This window comes from Brenneria corticis (assembly GCF_003115855.1).
In the GTDB taxonomy this organism is placed as follows: Bacteria; Pseudomonadota; Gammaproteobacteria; order Enterobacterales; family Enterobacteriaceae; genus Brenneria; species Brenneria corticis.
Map to the genome: position 1 here is coordinate 73,533 of NZ_KZ819083.1, position 17,392 is coordinate 90,924.

The 17,392-nt window shown below is 58.8% G+C and carries 17 protein-coding genes; 13 read left to right on the forward strand and 4 right to left on the reverse strand.

Features of this window, described 5'->3' with window-relative positions; translation table 11 throughout:
* Positions 1–33 precede the first annotated feature (33 nt).
* On the forward strand, positions 34–720 hold the full coding sequence (gene msrA, locus DDT56_RS14725) for a peptide-methionine (S)-S-oxide reductase MsrA (protein WP_136167194.1): 687 nt from the start codon (positions 34–36) through the stop codon (positions 718–720).
* A 350-nt stretch (positions 721–1,070) separates the two neighbouring features.
* Complete coding sequence (gene paeA / locus DDT56_RS14730; RefSeq protein ID WP_136167195.1) at positions 1,071–2,393, forward strand: polyamine export protein PaeA; 1,323 nt, start codon at positions 1,071–1,073, stop codon at positions 2,391–2,393.
* Positions 2,394–2,471: 78 nt separating this feature from the next.
* Here the strand turns inward: paeA and DDT56_RS14735 are convergent, their stop codons facing one another.
* From DDT56_RS14735 to DDT56_RS14745, 3 genes are all read right to left on the reverse strand, one after another.
* Positions 2,472–2,678 carry a DUF1107 domain-containing protein gene (locus DDT56_RS14735; protein WP_040343657.1) on the reverse strand — a complete coding sequence of 69 codons (207 nt, stop codon included), beginning with the start codon at positions 2,676–2,678 and terminating at the stop codon, positions 2,472–2,474.
* A gap of 386 nt (positions 2,679–3,064) precedes the next feature.
* Positions 3,065–3,805: a 3'(2'),5'-bisphosphate nucleotidase CysQ gene (gene cysQ / locus DDT56_RS14740; RefSeq protein WP_136167196.1), complete on the reverse strand. Its 741-nt coding sequence runs from the start codon at positions 3,803–3,805 to the stop codon at positions 3,065–3,067.
* A 124-nt stretch (positions 3,806–3,929) separates the two neighbouring features.
* A complete protein-coding gene (locus DDT56_RS14745) occupies positions 3,930–4,319 on the reverse strand; it encodes a winged helix-turn-helix transcriptional regulator (RefSeq protein WP_136167197.1) in 390 nt (129 codons plus the stop codon).
* 196 nt (positions 4,320–4,515) lie between these two features.
* On the opposite strand from DDT56_RS14745, the gene DDT56_RS14750 reads away from it, so the two are divergent.
* Positions 4,516–5,070, forward strand: coding sequence for a flavodoxin family protein (locus DDT56_RS14750; RefSeq protein ID WP_136167198.1), 555 nt, complete (start codon positions 4,516–4,518; stop codon positions 5,068–5,070).
* A 104-nt stretch (positions 5,071–5,174) separates the two neighbouring features.
* Here DDT56_RS14750 and DDT56_RS14755 read toward each other — a convergent pair whose 3' ends face one another.
* Positions 5,175–5,564 carry a DUF2502 domain-containing protein gene (locus DDT56_RS14755; RefSeq protein ID WP_136167199.1) on the reverse strand — a complete coding sequence of 130 codons (390 nt, stop codon included), beginning with the start codon at positions 5,562–5,564 and terminating at the stop codon, positions 5,175–5,177.
* Positions 5,565–6,167: 603 nt separating this feature from the next.
* On the opposite strand from DDT56_RS14755, the gene DDT56_RS14760 reads away from it, so the two are divergent.
* The 10 genes from DDT56_RS14760 (at position 6,168) to DDT56_RS14805 (ending at position 17,358) form a co-directional block, all read left to right on the forward strand.
* Positions 6,168–7,337 (forward strand): urea ABC transporter substrate-binding protein, encoded by a 1,170-nt coding sequence (locus DDT56_RS14760; RefSeq protein WP_210417035.1) that lies wholly within the window; start codon positions 6,168–6,170, stop codon positions 7,335–7,337.
* A gap of 99 nt (positions 7,338–7,436) precedes the next feature.
* Positions 7,437–8,300, forward strand: coding sequence for an ABC transporter permease subunit (locus DDT56_RS14765; protein ID WP_009111567.1), 864 nt, complete (start codon positions 7,437–7,439; stop codon positions 8,298–8,300).
* Positions 8,301–8,336: 36 nt separating this feature from the next.
* Complete coding sequence (locus tag DDT56_RS14770; protein WP_417903699.1) at positions 8,337–9,353, forward strand: branched-chain amino acid ABC transporter permease; 1,017 nt, start codon at positions 8,337–8,339, stop codon at positions 9,351–9,353.
* Positions 9,350–10,078 carry an ABC transporter ATP-binding protein gene (locus DDT56_RS14775; RefSeq protein WP_136167202.1) on the forward strand — a complete coding sequence of 243 codons (729 nt, stop codon included), beginning with the start codon at positions 9,350–9,352 and terminating at the stop codon, positions 10,076–10,078. The genes DDT56_RS14770 and DDT56_RS14775 overlap by 4 nt, the downstream gene beginning before the upstream one ends.
* Positions 10,075–10,797, forward strand: coding sequence for an ABC transporter ATP-binding protein (locus DDT56_RS14780; protein ID WP_136167203.1), 723 nt, complete (start codon positions 10,075–10,077; stop codon positions 10,795–10,797). Before DDT56_RS14775 ends, DDT56_RS14780 begins: the two co-directional genes overlap by 4 nt.
* A 55-nt stretch (positions 10,798–10,852) precedes the next feature.
* Entirely contained in the window at positions 10,853–11,845 is a 993-nt protein-coding gene (locus DDT56_RS14785; RefSeq protein WP_136167204.1) for an acetamidase/formamidase family protein, read from the forward strand.
* Between the two features lie 65 nt (positions 11,846–11,910).
* Complete coding sequence (locus DDT56_RS14790; protein ID WP_136167205.1) at positions 11,911–13,077, forward strand: transporter substrate-binding domain-containing protein; 1,167 nt, start codon at positions 11,911–11,913, stop codon at positions 13,075–13,077.
* Positions 13,067–13,693 carry an ANTAR domain-containing response regulator gene (locus DDT56_RS14795; protein ID WP_136167206.1) on the forward strand — a complete coding sequence of 209 codons (627 nt, stop codon included), beginning with the start codon at positions 13,067–13,069 and terminating at the stop codon, positions 13,691–13,693. Before DDT56_RS14790 ends, DDT56_RS14795 begins: the two co-directional genes overlap by 11 nt.
* Positions 13,694–13,785: 92 nt before the next feature.
* Positions 13,786–15,525: a nitrilase-related carbon-nitrogen hydrolase gene (locus DDT56_RS14800; RefSeq protein ID WP_136167207.1), complete on the forward strand. Its 1,740-nt coding sequence runs from the start codon at positions 13,786–13,788 to the stop codon at positions 15,523–15,525.
* Positions 15,526–15,690: 165 nt separating this feature from the next.
* Positions 15,691–17,358: an alpha-keto acid decarboxylase family protein gene (locus tag DDT56_RS14805; RefSeq protein ID WP_136167208.1), complete on the forward strand. Its 1,668-nt coding sequence runs from the start codon at positions 15,691–15,693 to the stop codon at positions 17,356–17,358.
* Positions 17,359–17,392 lie beyond the last annotated feature (34 nt).

The window sequence follows — 17,392 nt, forward strand, 5'->3', positions numbered from 1 at the left end:
GGGGCGATAAAGACAGGCCGAGACTTCTCGGTTATGCTCAGAAGAGATAAGTTTGATGGTGACGTCGGGAGAACAAAAGTGGTAGACAACGTGGATAAAACACAGCGCATCAAGCCGTCCGAGGCGTTGCCCGGACGCATCACGCCGATGCCGGTCGCCAGACTGCATGCCGTTAGCGAACACTCGATGACCCATGTTCCGGACAATATGGAGGTGGCGCTTTTCGCCATGGGATGTTTCTGGGGCGCCGAGCGCCTTTTCTGGCAGCTACCCGGCGTCTATAGCACCGCCGCGGGCTATACCGGGGGCTATACCCCCAATCCCACCTACCGCGAAGTTTGCAGCGGGAAAACCGACCATGCCGAAGCGGTGCGCGTCGTCTTTGATCCTGCGGCAATCAGTTATTCCCAGCTGTTGCAATACTTCTGGGAAAATCACGATCCCGCGCAGGGGATGCGCCAGGGCGGGGATATCGGCACCCAGTACCGCTCGGCCATCTATACGCTGACGCCGGAGCAGGAACAGGCGGCGCAAGAGAGCCGCCAGCGCTTCCAGCAGGCGATGAAGGAGAGCGGCGATAACCGCGCCATCAGCACCGAAATCGTTCCCGCCGGCCCGTTCTATTACGCGGAGGATGAACACCAGCAATACCTGCATAAAAATCCGTACGGCTACTGCGGCCTGGGCGGCATTGGCGTCTGCCTGCCCCCGCAGCGTTGAGATCTGGCGGTAATTTCACCGCTCCTGCTATAATGCCCCGTTTATACCCAATAGATTTCAAGGTGCAGGACAAAACGTTATCGTTTTGAACAACGCAAAGCGTTGGCCCTTTACGGGCGAGGCTCATTCATGAGCCTCGTAACGCGGCAACCGAGTGAATCCCCAGGAGCTTACTCAAGTAAGTGACTGGGGTGAGTGAGGGCAGCCAACGCATCTGCAACTTGAAAGATGACGGGTAAAAATGATTTGGGCCGACTCCCGGCCCTGTTAACGGCTTCTTGTGCGTTATTTGAAATGATTTGCCTTTCTGAGGATCGCCTTTCCCCGTTCCGGGCCAAAGCGAAAATACTATGTTAAACAGTCTACTAATTATTATCGTCCTTATTGCCATCAGCGCGTTTTTCGCCCTTTCCGAAATATCTCTGGCGGCGTCCCGTAAAATAAAACTCAAGCTGCTGGCTGACGAGGGGAACCTCAACGCCGATATGGTGTTGAAATTCCAGGAAACGCCGGGGATCTTCTTTACCGTGATTCAGATAGGCGTCAACGCGGTCGCCATTCTGGCCGGGGTTATCGGCGACGCCGCCTTTTCCCCGACCTTCTCGCTGCTGTTTGAGCAATTCATGTCGCCGGAAGCCGCCGACACAGTCAGCTTTGTCTGTTCGTTCGTGCTGGTCACCAGCCTGTTTATCCTGTTTGGCGATCTCACGCCGAAACGCATTGGCATGATTGCCCCTGAGGCCGTTGCCATCCGCATTATCAACCCCATGCGCTTCTGTCTGTTCGTCTTCCGTCCGCTGGTATGGCTGTTTAACGGCCTGGCAAACGTGATTTTCCGGCTGCTTAAATTGCCGATGGTGCGTAAGGACGACATCACCTCCGACGATATCTACGCGGTGGTGGAAGCCGGCGCGCTGGCGGGGGTGCTGCGCAAACAGGAACATGAGCTGATCGAAAACGTGTTTGAGCTGGAGTCGCGCACCGTGCCCTCCTCCATGACGTCGCGCGAAAGCGTGGTGTTTTTCGATCTGCACGAAGAAGAAGCGCAAATCAAGGAGAAGATCGCCCAGCAGCCGCACTCTAAATTCCTGGTGTGCGACGGCCACATCGATCAGATTATCGGCTATGTCGACTCCAAAGATCTGCTGATCCGGGTACTTGGCAACCAGAGCCTGGAGCTGCACAGCGGCGTGCAGATCCGCCCGGCGCTGATCGTGCCGGATACCTTAACCCTCTCCGAAGCGCTGGAAAGCTTTAAAACCGCCGGGGAGGATTTCGCCGTCATCCTCAACGAGTATGCGCTGGTGGTGGGGATCATTACCCTCAACGATGTGATGACCACACTGATGGGCGATTTGATTGGTCAGGGGCAGGAAGAACAGATCGTCGCCCGCGATGAAAATTCCTGGCTGATAGAAGGCGGTACGCCGATAGAGGATGTGATGCGCGCGCTATGTATCGACGACTTCCCCCACTCCGGCAATTACGAAACCATCGGCGGGTTTATGATGTACACCCTGCGTAAAATCCCCAAACGCACCGATTTCGTGCGCTTTTCCGGCTTCAAATTTGAAGTGGTGGATATCGATAGCTATAAAATCGATCAGCTGCTGGTCACCCGTCTGGAGGATAAATCCGCCGCCGGCGCTGCCAGAACAGATGAGAAAAAATAAGAGCTTGCCGATAAACCTTCGTGGCCTGACCCACCCCTCCCCGTTCTCAGGGGAGGGGGCACGTTAGCGCTTGTGCTGTCAGCCCATCTCGGCCTGTAGCCTGATAACCTGCCGGTTGACTTCGGACATCACCAGCAGGTGCCGCTTGTCCTGTGTCTTCGGCAATAAAATTTTGCCGTAATCGAATTCAAAAGCGCCGACGCCTTTAATGTACAGCCGTCCGCGAAACAGTGTCTTCACATACTTGGCGACCTTCATCGGGTTGTAACGTTCGAAGATCCTCATCATTTTTTACTCTCCTCCCGTTTTATTTTTCTACGCTCTTTCCATCACTGAAGTCGCTATGGCTCAGAGCGTTACGGATACTGATAGTTAGTGCCGTGAAACGGCATTTAGTTCCCCCTCAATCAGTATTCTTCACTGCTTTTACAGATTTTTACAGAACAGTCTTTACGCATTTAACTTACCATCAGTATAAACCTTCAAAAGATAGGTGTTTGTGCGCTCCGGCACAGGCGGCTAATTTACTTTGCCAAGATGACAAAATAACGACGGTCGGCAATGGCGTTCTCGGCGTATAACCAGAAAAGGGGATGTGAAAGCATACCGCGCGGGAAGCGCGGCAGGTTATGCCCCAGCCGCGCCCATCGGCGAATAAAGAATAGGGAAACTCAGAACAGCGATACGCGGAAGCCGGGGTTGAGGAACGATTCCCGCGGCGTATAAGACAGGTCTTTTCCCTGCCAGTCATGAACCTGCGCGCCGGCGGCGATGGCAACCGCATGGCCGGCCGCCGTATCCCACACGTTGGTGGGTCCAAAACGGGGATAAAGCTGCGCCTTTCCTTCCGCCACCAGACAAAATTTCAGCGACGATCCGATGGCTACCGTCTGATGCTCGCCCAACTGGCTGAGATAATCTTTCAGCTCCTGATCCGCATGGGAACGGCTCACCACCACCAGCGGCGGACGCGCGTCATGCACATTGATTTGCCGGCGTTCTCCTTTCTCCTCTTTCCACGCTTTCCCCTGCGCGGCGGCGTACATCACGTCGGTAACCGGGACATAGACCACGCCCAGCACCGGCTGCCCCTTTTCAATCAGCGCAATGTTCACCGTAAACTCGCCGTTGCGGCTGAGGAACTCTTTGGTGCCGTCCAGCGGATCGACCAGCCAATAGCGTTGCCAGTGCCGACGTTCCGACCACAGGGGGGGATCCTCTTCAGACAGTAACGGAATATCCGGAAATGCCGCCGCCAGTCCTTCCTTAATGACCCGATGCGCCGCCAGATCGGCCGCCGTCACCGGCGAATCATCTTTCTTATGCGCCACCTCAACGGGCTGATGCCCCTCATAGACCCGCATAATGGCGGCGCCAGCATCGCGGGCCAGTTGGCAAATAGGTTCTAGCATTTTCTACCTCGTCGTTACCGGTTATGCAGTGAAACGGATAATCACCGCGTCACATGGGCTTCATCCCTATCATTATACAACGGGGATTTAAGGAGCCATGCATCGACACATCGATTATCGGGCATTACCGGGAAATAGCGTCGTCCAGCTCGCGCGATGATTCATCGAATTTTTTCTGTGACAACAGCACGCGATCCATATTTTGCTCTGCCCAGTAGGTCAGCTCGGCAATGGGCTTGGCCAGGGTTTTTCCCAGCGCCGTCGATGAGTATTCAACGGTGACGGGAACCGAGGGAAAAACCCGGCGTTCCACAAAGCCGTCGCGCACCAGATTCTTCAGCGTCTGCGACAGGACCTTTTGCGAGATCCCTTCCACATCGCGTTTTAACTGGTTAAAGCGCATGGGCCGCTCAACCAGAATATTCAGAATCAGTAGCGTCCATTTATCCGCCACTCGGTCCAGAATCATGCGGGCCGGGCAATGCTGCGCATAAACATTGTAAGGTTTTTTCATTCGCTGGCTTCCGTCGCGGTTACCTTGAGGATACCTAATAACTTAAAAGTGCTTTCTTAACAGAATCATGAGACTCCGCTATAGTCGTCATATTATAGAGGCAGTATCCATAAGAAAGCACGTATCGCCATGAGAGGTTTTATCGTCGTGATGTCGGCGTGCATCTCATTCAAACACAGAAAGCACGAGGCTTGTTATGTCAAAAACTGTTGTGATCTACCATTCCGGCTACGGCCACACCCAACGTCTGGCCGATGCCGTTGCGCAAGGCGCCGGCGCCGAAGCGATCGCCATTGATGCGGAAGGCAATATCGCCGAAGCGGATTGGGATAAACTGGCTGAAGCCGATGCCATTATTTTCGGCACGCCGACCTATATGGGCGGCCCGTCCTGGCAGTTCAAGAAATTCGCCGACGCCAGCTCCAAACCCTGGTTTGCCGGTAAGTGGAAGGATAAAGTATTCGGCGGCTTCACCAACAGCGCCAGCCTGAACGGCGACAAGCAGGTTACGCTGATCTATCTGCAAACCCTGGCTTCGCAGCACGGCGGGATTTGGGTCAGCCTCGGCATACTGCCGGCGAATACCAAAGCCGCCACGCGTAACGATATCAATAACCTCGGCGCTTCGGTCGGCCTGCTGGCGCAAACGCCGTCCGATGCCAGCGTGGATGAAGTGGTGGCCGGCGATCTGGCCACCGGGAAACTGTACGGTCAGCGCGTGGCGGAGATCGCCGCGAAGCTGGCAAAATAATCTCCGGCCGACCCCACCCCACCCCTCACCTTCGCAGGGGAGGGAGTCGATCCAGCATCCTGGCAAGAGGCTTCCTTCGCAGGGGAGGGAGCCAGTTTAGCCGATCAGTGCCGGAACTGGCCGGGACCGTGGCGATCCGGACCGTGACCGCGTTCGGGACCTCGCCCATGGCGGTAATCGCGGCGCGGGCCGCGGTCGTCCATATGCCGCGGCCCGCGCTGATATTCACGCCACCAGCCGGGGTCACGCCAGCGCCAGCCATCCCAATAGTAGCCGTGACGGTTACGTTCGCCACGGTGATAGCCCCGGTATTCCCGCCACCAGCGCTCGCTGCGCCAGTCATAGCCATCCCAGTAATAACCGCGCCGATCGCGATCGCCGATATTCAGCGTCACGCCGGGCAGGATATCAATGCTGACGCTGCCGGCCTCTGCCGCCGGCGTCAAGGCGAACATGCCGACCAACAGGGTACTGACTAACAGTGGCTTAAACATAGAGTCACTCCTTCCTTGCCGCTGCTGCGGATGGCAAAGATATACGGGGAATGCTTCATCGCCACTATCAGATAAATACCCATTTGCACGGATTTACAGTTCTTAACGATTGGCACAGGGTAGCAGCGCCGGCCATGATGGAAAAAATTTTGCTGCACCTTATCCAGTGCATTCTATTAACAACTCCCCTTTTTTATGCTCATTAACCACACCGGCGAAAATAAACGAATAGGGATATTTTATAAATAACCACAAGTTAGCCCCCTGGCGACGCCGCCAGGAAAACCGCACGAAATTTGTGCAGCCGCGCTCAATGACAGTGCGACGCCATATGTTTTTACTATATGATTTATATTGGAAAATTAGCCATTGACAGCGCTTTGATTTGCTTTTTATAGTGATGGCAACTCTCCGCAAGACCGCCAATGACGTCGGTTTGTGGTGCAGGCAATAGAGCCCATGCAAGGTCTTAAGACTATGCCGGGCTCTTTTTTTTTGCTTATTTCCAGACCAACGCCAGGGGTATTTATGTCCAGAACAACAGGTAACTACGCCGCGCTGACGCTTGCGATCGCCTCCGCCTTTGCCGTGACCTTTTCAGGTATGGCGGCCGCAGCGGATAAACCGATAAAAATCGGCTTATTGGAAGATGCTTCCGGTAATTTTGCTCTGCCGGTTATTCCCAAGATCCATGCAACCGAATTAGCTGTCGAAGAAATCAATGCCAAGGGCGGTATTCTTGGCCGCCAGATCGAATTGGTAAAATACGATACGCAATCCGACAATACCCGTTTTCAGCAGATGGCCCGCCGGTTAATCCGCACCGATAAGGTCGACGTTATTTTCGGCGCCTTTTCCAGCGCGTCGCGCGAAGCCATCCGGCCGATTATGGATCGGGAAAAACAGCTCTACTGGTACAACAACCAGTATGAAGGCGGCGTATGCGATAGCAACGTTTTCGTGACCGGCGCCGTCCCCGAGCAGCAGTTTTCCACCCTTATCCCCTGGATGATGGAAAAATACGGCAACAAGGTTTACACCATCGCCGCCGACTATAACTTCGGCCAGATTTCAGCGGAGTGGGTGCGCAAGATTGTCGAAGAGAACGGCGGCGCCATGGTCGGCGAGGAGTTTATCCCGCTCAGCGTCTCCCAGTTCGGACAAACCATTCAGAATATCCAGCAGGCCAAACCCGACTTTGTGATGACCCTGCTGGTGGGCGCCAACCAGTCGTCCTATTACGAGCAGGCGGCGGCGGCAAAGCTTAATCTGCCGATGGCCAGCTCCGTCAACGTGGCGCAGGCCTACGAACATAAACGCTTCAAGGCGCCCGCGCTGAAAGATATGTACATTACCGCCAATTACATGGAGGAAGTGGATACGCCGGCCAGCAATGACTTTAAGCAGCGCTTCCGCGCCAAATTCCCCAATGAGCCCTACATCAATCAGGAAGCGGCCAACGCCTACGATGCCGTCTATCTGTACAAACTGGCGGTCGAGCGCGCCAACAGCACCGATCAGGTCGCGGTACGCAAGGCGCTGGAAAGCGGGGATATCTGTACCGACGGCCCGTCCGGCAAGGTCTGTATCGATCCTAAAAGCCATCACCTGAGCCATACCATCTATCTGGCCCACGTCAAAGAAGATCACTCCGTCGAGATCCCCAAGGTCTGGCCCGATATCAAGCCTTACTGGCTGGGCGAGGCGGGCTGTAATCTGCCGGTGAAACCGGATACCAGCCAGTACACGCCGTCTAATCCGCCCAAACCATAACCCGGCGGCTTACGGTCGGGGAAGCGTCGGCCACACGGCGCTTCCCCGGTGTTATCCCTTTCTGACGGTGTCGCGCAGGGCACTAAGGATTCTCAGCAGATGCTCTCCTTTCTTTATTCGGTGATTTATCAGTTCGGAGACAACTTTGCCTATCTGGTGCTCGCGGCGCTGGGGCTGGCGGTGATCTTCGGCATGATGGGGGTCATCAATCTGGCGCATGGCGAATTCATCATGTGCGGCGCCTACGTCACCATCTCACTGAACAAATCCGGTCTGCCGCTGCCGTTGGCGATGCTGGCCGGTTCGCTGGCCGCCGCGTTCGCCGGCGGGGTGATCGAGCGGCTGGTGGTGCGTCATCTGTATCACCGGCTGTATGACTCGGTGGTGGCGACCTGGGCGATCAGCCTGATCGTGCAGCAAAGCATGCTGCTGCTGGCCGGTCCGTCGCTGGAGGGGCTGTCCACGCCTTTTGGCTCCTTTACGCTGGGCGGCTACTCCTTCGCCACCTACCGGGCGCTGTTGCCGCTGTTCGCCATCGCCATCCTGCTGCTGTTGTACTGGCTGTTCTTCCATACCAATTACGGCGTCTGCGCCCGGGCCACCATCCAGAATGCCCGCATGGCGGCCTGTCTGGGACTGGAAACCGACCGTCTCTATACCCAGACCTTCGCGCTGGGCGCCGGACTGGCCGGGCTGGCGGGCGCCATCTACGCGCCGACGCTCACCGCCGTGCCCACCATGGGCAGCAGCTTTATCGTGCAGGCCTTTGTTTCCGTGGTGGTGGGCGGCGCCAACGTGCTGGTCGGCACCATTCCCGCCGCCATGACGCTGGGGGCGATCCAGACCGGGCTGAACGCCTGGTACGGGCAACTGGCCGGACAAATCGGCCTGCTGCTTACCGCCATGCTGGTCATCCGCCTGCTGCCGAACGGTGTAGGCAGCCTGTTTACCCGTCATCGCTAGGAGCCGACCGTGACCTCATCATCCATCCGTTTATCTATCGGCCCGGCGGGAAAACGCCCGCTGGCGCCCTGGGCCGGCGGCCTTATCCTGCTGGCCGCCCTGCTGTTGCCGCTGGGCGTCGACAGCGGCACCATCGGGGATTTCGCCTATTTCCTGCTGTGGACCTTCTGCGCCATCGGGCTGGCCGCCATGTGGGGCCACGGCGGGATCCTCTCCTTCGGCCAGACCGCCTTTTTCGGGCTGGCCGGCTACGCCTACGGCGTGTTGACGCTGAATTTCGGCGACGGCGCGCTCGCCACCTGGTCGGGATTGCTGCTGGCGCTGCTGCTGGCGGCGGCCGTTGCCGCCGCGCTCGGTTACCTGATGTTTTACGGCGGCGTGACCGGTATTTTCATCGGCATCGTCACGCTCTCTTTCACCCTGGTGCTGGAAACCTTTATGTCGCAGACCGCCGGGCCGCAGTGGACCATCGGCAGCGCCCGGCTGAACGGATTCAACGGCATGTCCGGCATGCCGCCGCTCTCGCTGCCCGGCGGGCTGGTGCTGGAAGGCAACGCCTTTTATTACCTGATTATCGTACTGCTGGCGCTGACCTACTGGGGCGTGCGGCGTTTATTACGCTCCGACTTCGGCCTGACGCTGGCCTCCATCCGCGAGAATCCGCGCCGGGCGGAAATGCTGGGGATCGATATCCGCCGCTATCAGTTGCTGGTTTTCGTGCTGGGCGGCGCGCTGTCGGGGCTGTCCGGCGTGCTCTACACCCTGTGGGGGTCATATATCACGCCCTCGTCCATGGGGCTGACCGCCGCGGCCATGCCGGTTATCTGGGTCGCCACCGCCGGGCGTAAAAATATCTTCGGCACCATCGTCATTACCGCCCTGCTGGTCTGGCTCTCCCAGTGGCTGGCGGTTTACGGCAGCGAATACGCCATGATCCTGCTGGGCGCCATCCTGCTGTTTGTGGTGTTGGCCGCCCCCAACGGCATCCTGCCCTGGCTGGGCGACAGGATACGCCGGCTGACGCCGTCCGAACGCAACGCGGAGGACGCATGATGACGCAAGAGATCATTCTGGAAACGCAGGGGCTGGGCAAACGCTTCGGCGGCGCGCAGGTCATCAATCAGGTGGATATGCAGATCCGCCGGGGGGAAACCCGCTGCGTCATCGGTCCCAACGGGGCGGGAAAAAGCACCTTCTTCAAGCTGCTGACCGGCGAGCACGCGCCGAGCAGCGGCGAGATCCGCTTTTTCGGCCGGCGCCTTAATTCGCTGTCGCCGTTTCAGCGCATTCGCATGGGGATGAGCATCAAGTTCCAGATCCCCGGCATTTTTCCCGATCTGAGCGTCGAACAGCACCTGCAACTCTCCCTGCGCCATCTGCGGCCGGAAGTCCGCCACCAGCCGGAGAGTATCGATGCCTTGCTGCAACGCTTCAATCTGACCGGGGAATATCGCCAGTTGGCCGGCAACCTGTCCCATGGGAAAAAGCAGTGGCTTGAAATCGCCATGGCGGTTTCGCTGCAACCCGTCCTGCTGATGCTGGACGAGCCGGTCGCCGGGCTGTCGGTGGAAGAAACCCATCTGACCGGCGAACTGATTAAACAGATGCGGCAGGACGGCCTGACGCTGGTGGTGGTGGAGCACGATATGACCTTTATCCGCCAGATTGCCTCCAGGGTGACGGTACTGCACGGGGGACGGGTCTTTGCCGACGGCGAAGCCGAAGCGGTACTGGCCCAGGACGATGTAGCGGATATCTATTTGGGGAAAGCCGGATGAGCGACGACGTATTACTGCAGGTTAATGACGTTACCGGCGGCTATGGCGGCGGGCTGGTGCTGAACGGCGCCACCTTCCAGCTGCATACCGCGGAAGTGCTGGGGGTGATCGGCCTCAACGGCGTGGGGAAAACCACCCTGATGCGCTCGCTGATAGGCGCCGTTCCCGTCAGCCAGGGCCGTATTCTGCTGGGAGAGACGGAGATCACCCACGCCACGCCGCAGCGCCGCGCCCGGTTGGGCATCGGCTATGTGCCGCAGGGGCGCGAAGTGTTCTCCGGGCTGACGGTGGCGGAGAATTTGCAGGTGGGGATGCAGTTCGTGCGCGAACACCGGGAATTCGCCAGCGACCTGCTGGCGCGGGTGCTGGACTACTTCCCCATCCTGCGCCAGCGGCTGAAACAAAAGGCGGGCACCATGAGCGGCGGCGAGCAGCAGCAACTGGCGATAGCCAGGGCGCTGGTCGGCGCGCCGAAAGTCCTGCTGCTGGATGAGCCGTCGGAGGGCGTACAGCCCTCCATCGTCAATATCATCGCCGACACGCTGACGCGCATCGCCCGCGAGCTGCGGGTCGCCGTTATTCTGGTGGAACAGGATATCGCCATGATCCAGCGCGCCACCCAGCGCTGCTGCGTGATGGATAAAGGCCGGGTGGTCGACACCCTGGACCAGCGGCAACTGTCCGACGATCTGCTGATGCGCCGCCATCTGGCGCTGTGACCCTGACCCGCGCCGCACAGGCGGCGCGATACCCTTTTTCGCACAGGAGTAGACAATGAAACAATGGCTGGAAAATTCCATCATGACCCAGCGCGGGGTGGGCGCGCAGCGTAAGCCGGTTACCCATCATCTGACCGAAGAGATGCAGCAGGAGTTTCACTACACCATCGGTCCCTACTCCACCCCGGTGCTGACCATCGAGCCCGGCGATCGGGTGATTGTCGATACCCGCGACGCTTTTGAAGGCGCTATTCAGTCCGAACGGGATATTCCCAGCCAGTTGCTGAAAATGCCGTTCCTCAACCCGCAAAACGGCCCGATTATGGTCAAGGGCGCGGAAAAAGGCGACGTGCTGGCGGTGTATATCGAATCGATGCTGCCCAGGGGAGACGATCCGCACGGCATTTGCGCCATGATCCCCCATTTCGGCGGGCTGACCGGCACCGACCTGACGGCAATGCTCAACGATCCGCTGCCGGAGAAGGTGCGGCTGATCAAACTGGACAGTGAAAAGGTCTACTGGAGTAAACGCCACACGCTGCCTTACAAACCCCATATCGGCACCCTGAGCGTGTCGCCGGAAATCGACTCCATCAACTCGCTGACGCCGGATAATCACGGCGGCAATATGGACGTCCCCGATATCGGTCCCGGCAGCATCACCTATCTGCCGGTGCGCTCGCCGGGCGGACGGCTGTTTATCGGCGATGCCCACGCCTGCCAGGGCGACGGCGAAATTTGCGGCACGGCGGTGGAATACCCTTCCGTCACCACCATCAGGGTGGATCTGATCAAAAACTGGTCCATCAACTGGCCGCGCATGGAAAATGATACCTCCATCATGAGCATCGGCAGCGCCCGGCCGCTGGAAGACGCCACCCGCATCGCCTACCGGGATCTTATCTACTGGCTGGTGGAGGATTTTGGTTTCGAACAGTGGGACGCCTATATGCTGCTGAGCCAGTGCGGCAAAGTCCGGCTGGGGAATATGGTGGACCCGAAATACACCGTCGGCGCCATGCTCGACAAAACGCTGCTGGCGCATTAATGATTCCCGGTATCGCGGCGAATCGCGCCGGGCCACGTTCCGCAACCAACATTAAGCGAGTCAATATGGGGTCGGCCACACCAATCACCATCGGTTTACTCTACTCGTCCAGCGGCGTGACCGCCGCGCAGGAGCAATCGCAACTGCGCGGCGCAACCCTGGCAATCGAAGAAATCAATCTCGACGGCGGCATCAACGGCCGTCCGCTGCAGGCCATTCATCTCGATCCGCACTCCGACAACGCGCGCTTCCGGGCGCTGGCGGAACGGCTGATCGTCGAACATCACGTCAATGTGATCTTTGGCGGCTATACCTCCAGCAGCCGCAAGGCCATGTCCCCCATCGTGGAGAAATACCAGAAGCTGCTGTTTTACTCCCAGCTCTATGAAGGGTTCGAATTCTCCGAGAACATCTTTTACGGCGGCGCGGCCCCCAACCAGAACTGCGTCCAGTTGGAGGATTACCTGACCAGCCATTTCGGCGCCAGAGTGTATATGATCGGCTCCCGTTACGTTTTCCCTTACGAATGCAACCGCAATATGCAGGAACTGCTGTTGCAGCGGGACGACGGCGCGGTGATCGGCGAACGCTATCTGGACCTCAATGCGCCGTATGAGGCTTTCCTGCCGGTACTGGAAGAGATCCGCAAAAAACAGCCGGACTTTATCTTCAGCACGGTCATCGGCCAGACCGTGCCCTACCTTTACCGCGCCTATCACGAGGTGGGGCTCGATCCCGCGCGGACGCCCATCGGCAGCCTGAATACCTCTGAAACCGAAATCGCCGTTATGGGCGCCGAACTGGCGGCAGGACACTTCACCTCCTCGCCCTATTTCCAGAGCCTGCAAACCCGCGCTAACCTGGCCGCGCTGGACAAATTTCATCAGATGTTCGGCCCGAACCTGACCACCGATATGAACTGGGAAGCGACCTACAGCCAGATGCACCTGTTCGCCAACGCCATGCGGGAGTGCGGCAGCGACGCCATGCCGTGTTTATCCTCCGCGCTGCGGGGCAGCGAATTCGACGCCCCGCAGGGCCGGATCAGGATCGATCCGCTGAACCAGCATACCGGGCTTTACCCGCGCATCGGCAAAGCCGACGCCGCCGGGCAATTCACCATCGTGCGGGAGTCCCGTCGCATCGTGGCGCCCGATCCTTATATGACCAATCAGGTTCAGGGAGACTGGGTCACCAAACTGACAAAAGTGGAGTATCCCAATGCGCCGTAACGACTCCCGCAACAGCACCACCGCTCTGCTCCTCAGCCGGGGGATCCGCTGCGTGGTGCTGCATCCCGATGATGAAGATGGTGAAACCCTGACCCGTCATCTGCGACGCATGGGATTCAAAGTCAGGGCATTCTGGCCGATACCGGAACAGCTTCCCGCCGATACCGATCTGATTTTCTTCGCCCCGCAGTCGGACCAGCCGGAACCGGACGTTCCCTGGCTGGATCACTCCCGACATGCGCTGATTTCGATCATCGCCTATGAAAATCCGACCTTTATCGATCAGGCGCTGCACATGGGGGCCGGAGCGACCATCACCACCCCGATCCGCGCTTCCGGCCTGCTCTCTTCGATGGTGGTGGCGCTGCACCACCGGCAACAGCAGCAGCGGATGATGGAGCGCATCGAACGCCTGGAAAAGAAGATGCTGGGGATCCGCCAGGTCAGCGAAGCCAAAGCGATATTGATGCGCATACACGGCATCAGCGAGGAGCGGGCCTATGAAATCCTGCGCCAGCAGGCGATGGATAAACGCATCACGGTAGAGGAGATCTCCAGCGTACTTATCCAGGCCAACGATGTTTTTTCCATGACCGCGCCGGTCAAGAAAGCGTGAAGCGCCTAGCGCCGTCACGGGTTTATTTTTCCTGCCGCGCCGCCGCTTGCGCCGGTCGTCACGGCAACATTAACCGTCAGTAAGGATTCGCCATGTCAACAGCTCCTTTTCTCGCCGCCGCCGTCCAGTTCGAACCGGCGATGTTCGCCAAAGAAGAGAATATCGCCCGCCTGCTGGATCTGGTGGAACAGGCCGCCCGCCAGGGGGCCAAACTGATCACCACGCCGGAGATGGCGACAACCGGCTACTGCTGGTATGACCGCCGGGAGATCGCCGACCAGGTGGAAACCGTGCCCGGCGCAACGTCGGCGCGTTTTAGCGAACTGGCGCGGCGCTATCAGTGCCATATCGTGCTGGGGATGCCGGAAGTGGATGCGGAAAGCCAACTGTATTACAACAGCGCGCTGCTGATCGGCCCGCAGGGGGTGATCGGCCGCCACCGCAAAAGCCACCCCTATATTTCCGAACCCAAGTGGGCGGCGGCGGGCGACGTCGGGCATCAGGTGTTTGATACGCCGCTCGGCAAGATCGGCATACTGATCTGCATGGATATCCATTTCCCCGAAACCGCCAGACTGCTGGCGCTGGCGGGGGCGGATATCATCTGTCACGTCAGCAACTGGCTGGCGGAACGCGCCCCGGCCCCCTACTGGATCAGCCGCGCCATGGAAAACAGCTGCTATCTGCTGGAAAGCAACCGCTGGGGGCTGGAGCGCGGCGTGCAGTTCAGCGGCGGCAGCGGGATTATCGCCCCGGACGGCGCGATCCTAGACGTGGTGGATAACGGAGACGGCATTGCCTACGGCGAGATTGACGTGCGGCTCAGCCGCCGGCGTCAGGTATTGGGCGAGCCGGTGTTCGCCCAGCGGCGGCCGCAGGAGTACCACGCGCTGCTTAGCGACAGCTTTCTGTGGAACCCGGCGGACTTTTTCGGTCTTTACGGTCATCATCCCCTGCCGGCGGGCAAACAGAGCCGTATTACCGTCTGCCAGTTCTCCCCCGCCGATAGCGTTGAGGACAATCTCGCCCAGATCGCGGCGCTGACGCAGGAGGCGGTCGACCGGCAACAAAGCGAACTGGTGGTGTTTCCCGAAATGGCGCTGACCGGCCATCGCGCGCCGCAAACCAACGCTCAGACGCCGGACGCCCCGGCGCTGCGGTCATTGATCCAGCTGGCCATGACGCTGCGGGTTTATCTGGTGGTCGGCATGGCGGAACAGCAGGAAGAGAAATACTACAACACCCAGGTACTGCTGGGGCCGGAAGGGATGATCGGCAGCTACCGCCAGATTCATCTGCCCCTGGCCCATCAGTCGTGGGCGACGGCCGGCGAACGGTGGGGCGTATTCGATACGCCGCTGGGGCGCCTGGGCCTGCTGTCGGGCAATGACGCGTTGTTTCCCGAGTCAGGCCGTATTCTCACCCTGATGGGCTGCGACATCGTGGCCTGTTCGGCCGCGCTCGGCGGCGGTTTCGTCAGCGGCCACGGCGGCAGCCAGGTTGCGCAAAATTACCCGATCCCGGTGGGAGCCGATCCGCTGCACTGGCATTTGTTGCGCACCCGCGCCGGTGAAAACAATGTCTATCTGGCCTTTGCCAACAGCCTGGACCCGCGCCGCCAGCGCGGCGGATACAGCGGGATATTCGGACCGGAAACCTTCGTCTTCCCGCGGCATGAACGGGTGCTGTGGCAGGAGCCGGGCATCGCGACCCTGACCGTCGATACCGCTTCGTTGGCGGGCAGCCCGGTGCCGACGAACGCCGTCAGGCGCAAGGATCTGGTGGCGATGCGTCAGGTGCATCATTACCGGCCGCTGCTCGATCAACGCTAACCACTCTATTCATTAGAAAAAATAATCAGAAACGCCGCCTGGCAGGCGGTATTTCTGCGAATGTAACGCCTGGTTGCCATTTTTCGCACCGGTTAAACATTAGAATTTTTTAAGATATCGCCAATACTTGCCTGTAGGTAATACGCTTACCCATGGGGGAAAACAATGCTTAACGGCTATACGATAGGCGATTATTTACTGGATCGTCTTGCTCAAATCGGCATCAGACACCTTTTTGGCGTACCGGGCGATTACAATCTGCAATTTCTCGATTGCGTGATTAACCATAAGCAGATCGCATGGGTTGGCTGCGCCAACGAACTGAATGCCGCCTATGCCGCCGATGGATATGCGCGCTGCAAACCCGCCGCCGCCCTGCTGACCACCTTTGGCGTCGGCGAACTCAGTGCGATCAACGGCATTGCCGGCAGTTACGCCGAATACGTACCGGTTATTCATATCGCCTTCGCCCCCAATCTCCTGGCGCAGCGCAAAGGCGAGTTGCTGCACCACTCGTTGGGAGACGGCGATTTCGGCCACTTTCTGCGCATGGCGGCAGAGGTCACCGCCGCCTGCGCCGCGCTTACCGTCGCCAACGCAACCGTGGAGATCGATCGGGTGGTGGGAGAAGCGCTGCGCCTCCACCGGCCGGTTTACTTATTGCTGCCGCTGGATGTGGCCGCCGCGGCAACGGAAAATCGTCCCTACCCCTTGCCGATAGCAGAGCCGGCGTGCTCTGACGCCTCTCTGCAAGCATTCATCGCCGCGGCGACGGCCATGCTCGGTACGGCCAATTCAGTATCGCTGCTGGCGGATTTTCTTGCCGAACGCTTCGGCGCCGCCGGCGCGCTGCAACGCTGGCTGGATCATACGCCTTTCCCGCACTCGACCCTGCTGATGGGTAAAAGCACGTTGAACGAACAACATCCCTGCTTTACCGGCACCTATGCGGGCAGCGCCAGCGATGAGAACATAAGATCGCTGATTGAAGATGCCGATGCGATCGTCTGCGTCGGCGTCCGCTTTGCCGATACCATTACCGCCGGATTCAGCCAGCATATTCCCGTTGAAAAAAGTATCGATATTCAGCCTTTCGCCGCCCGCGTGGGGCATAAAACCTTTTCCAATATCCCGATGCTGGCCGCAATCGAAGTCCTGGAGAAGATAACATCCACGCTTTCATCCCGCTGGCAACACCCGGCGATTGCCCCGCCGGCTCTCCTGGCCTCCAATGAAAAAGATACGCTGGATCAACGCGGGTTTTGGCGGCAAATTCAGGGGTTCCTCCGCCCCGGCGATATCATCGTCGCCGAACAGGGAACGGCCTGCTTTGGCTCCGCCTCCCTGCGGCTGCCGCAAGATTGCCTGTTTATCGTTCAGTCACTATGGGCATCTATCGGCTATACGCTGCCCGCCGCTTTCGGCGCGCAAATGGCGGCTCCGGCTCGCCGGGTCGTGCTGCTGATCGGCGACGGCTCGTTCCAGCTCTCGGCACAGGAACTGGGCTCCATCATCCGCTACGATCTTCAGATCGCGATCTTTGTACTCAACAATCAGGGGTATACCGTCGAGCGGGCGATACACGGCCCGCAGCAGCGCTATAATGACATCGCCGCCTGGAACTGGACGCAGCTGCCCGCCGCACTGGGCGGCGACCGCGATAATATTCTCGCCCGGCAAATAAATTCGCCATCGCAGCTGGCTGAAACCCTGGATGAAATAAACCGGCGGCCCCTCCTGGCGCTGATTGAAGTGGTGTTGCCCAAAATGGATGTGCCGGATTTGCTACAGGCCATTTCCCAATCCCTTGAGCGGCGCAACAGCGCGCATTGATCTGAAAAAGTAGCTATTGGTAATAGCGACGCCA

Bases quoted from the DNA above. Each gene is read 5' to 3' on its own strand.
- msrA (WP_136167194.1), top strand. From the start codon at position 34: ATGCTCAGAAGAGATAAGTTTGATGGTGACGTCGGGAGAACAAAAGTG.
- paeA (WP_136167195.1), top strand. From the start codon at position 1,071: ATGTTAAACAGTCTACTAATTATTATCGTCCTTATTGCCATCAGCGCG.
- DDT56_RS14735 (WP_040343657.1), bottom strand. From the start codon at position 2,678: ATGAGGATCTTCGAACGTTACAACCCGATGAAGGTCGCCAAGTATGTG.
- cysQ (WP_136167196.1), bottom strand. From the start codon at position 3,805: ATGCTAGAACCTATTTGCCAACTGGCCCGCGATGCTGGCGCCGCCATT.
- DDT56_RS14745 (WP_136167197.1), bottom strand. From the start codon at position 4,319: ATGAAAAAACCTTACAATGTTTATGCGCAGCATTGCCCGGCCCGCATG.
- DDT56_RS14750 (WP_136167198.1), top strand. From the start codon at position 4,516: ATGTCAAAAACTGTTGTGATCTACCATTCCGGCTACGGCCACACCCAA.
- DDT56_RS14755 (WP_136167199.1), bottom strand. From the start codon at position 5,564: ATGTTTAAGCCACTGTTAGTCAGTACCCTGTTGGTCGGCATGTTCGCC.
- DDT56_RS14760 (WP_210417035.1), top strand. From the start codon at position 6,168: ATGGCGGCCGCAGCGGATAAACCGATAAAAATCGGCTTATTGGAAGAT.
- DDT56_RS14765 (WP_009111567.1), top strand. From the start codon at position 7,437: ATGCTCTCCTTTCTTTATTCGGTGATTTATCAGTTCGGAGACAACTTT.
- DDT56_RS14775 (WP_136167202.1), top strand. From the start codon at position 9,350: ATGATGACGCAAGAGATCATTCTGGAAACGCAGGGGCTGGGCAAACGC.
- DDT56_RS14780 (WP_136167203.1), top strand. From the start codon at position 10,075: ATGAGCGACGACGTATTACTGCAGGTTAATGACGTTACCGGCGGCTAT.
- DDT56_RS14785 (WP_136167204.1), top strand. From the start codon at position 10,853: ATGAAACAATGGCTGGAAAATTCCATCATGACCCAGCGCGGGGTGGGC.
- DDT56_RS14790 (WP_136167205.1), top strand. From the start codon at position 11,911: ATGGGGTCGGCCACACCAATCACCATCGGTTTACTCTACTCGTCCAGC.
- DDT56_RS14795 (WP_136167206.1), top strand. From the start codon at position 13,067: ATGCGCCGTAACGACTCCCGCAACAGCACCACCGCTCTGCTCCTCAGC.
- DDT56_RS14800 (WP_136167207.1), top strand. From the start codon at position 13,786: ATGTCAACAGCTCCTTTTCTCGCCGCCGCCGTCCAGTTCGAACCGGCG.
- DDT56_RS14805 (WP_136167208.1), top strand. From the start codon at position 15,691: ATGCTTAACGGCTATACGATAGGCGATTATTTACTGGATCGTCTTGCT.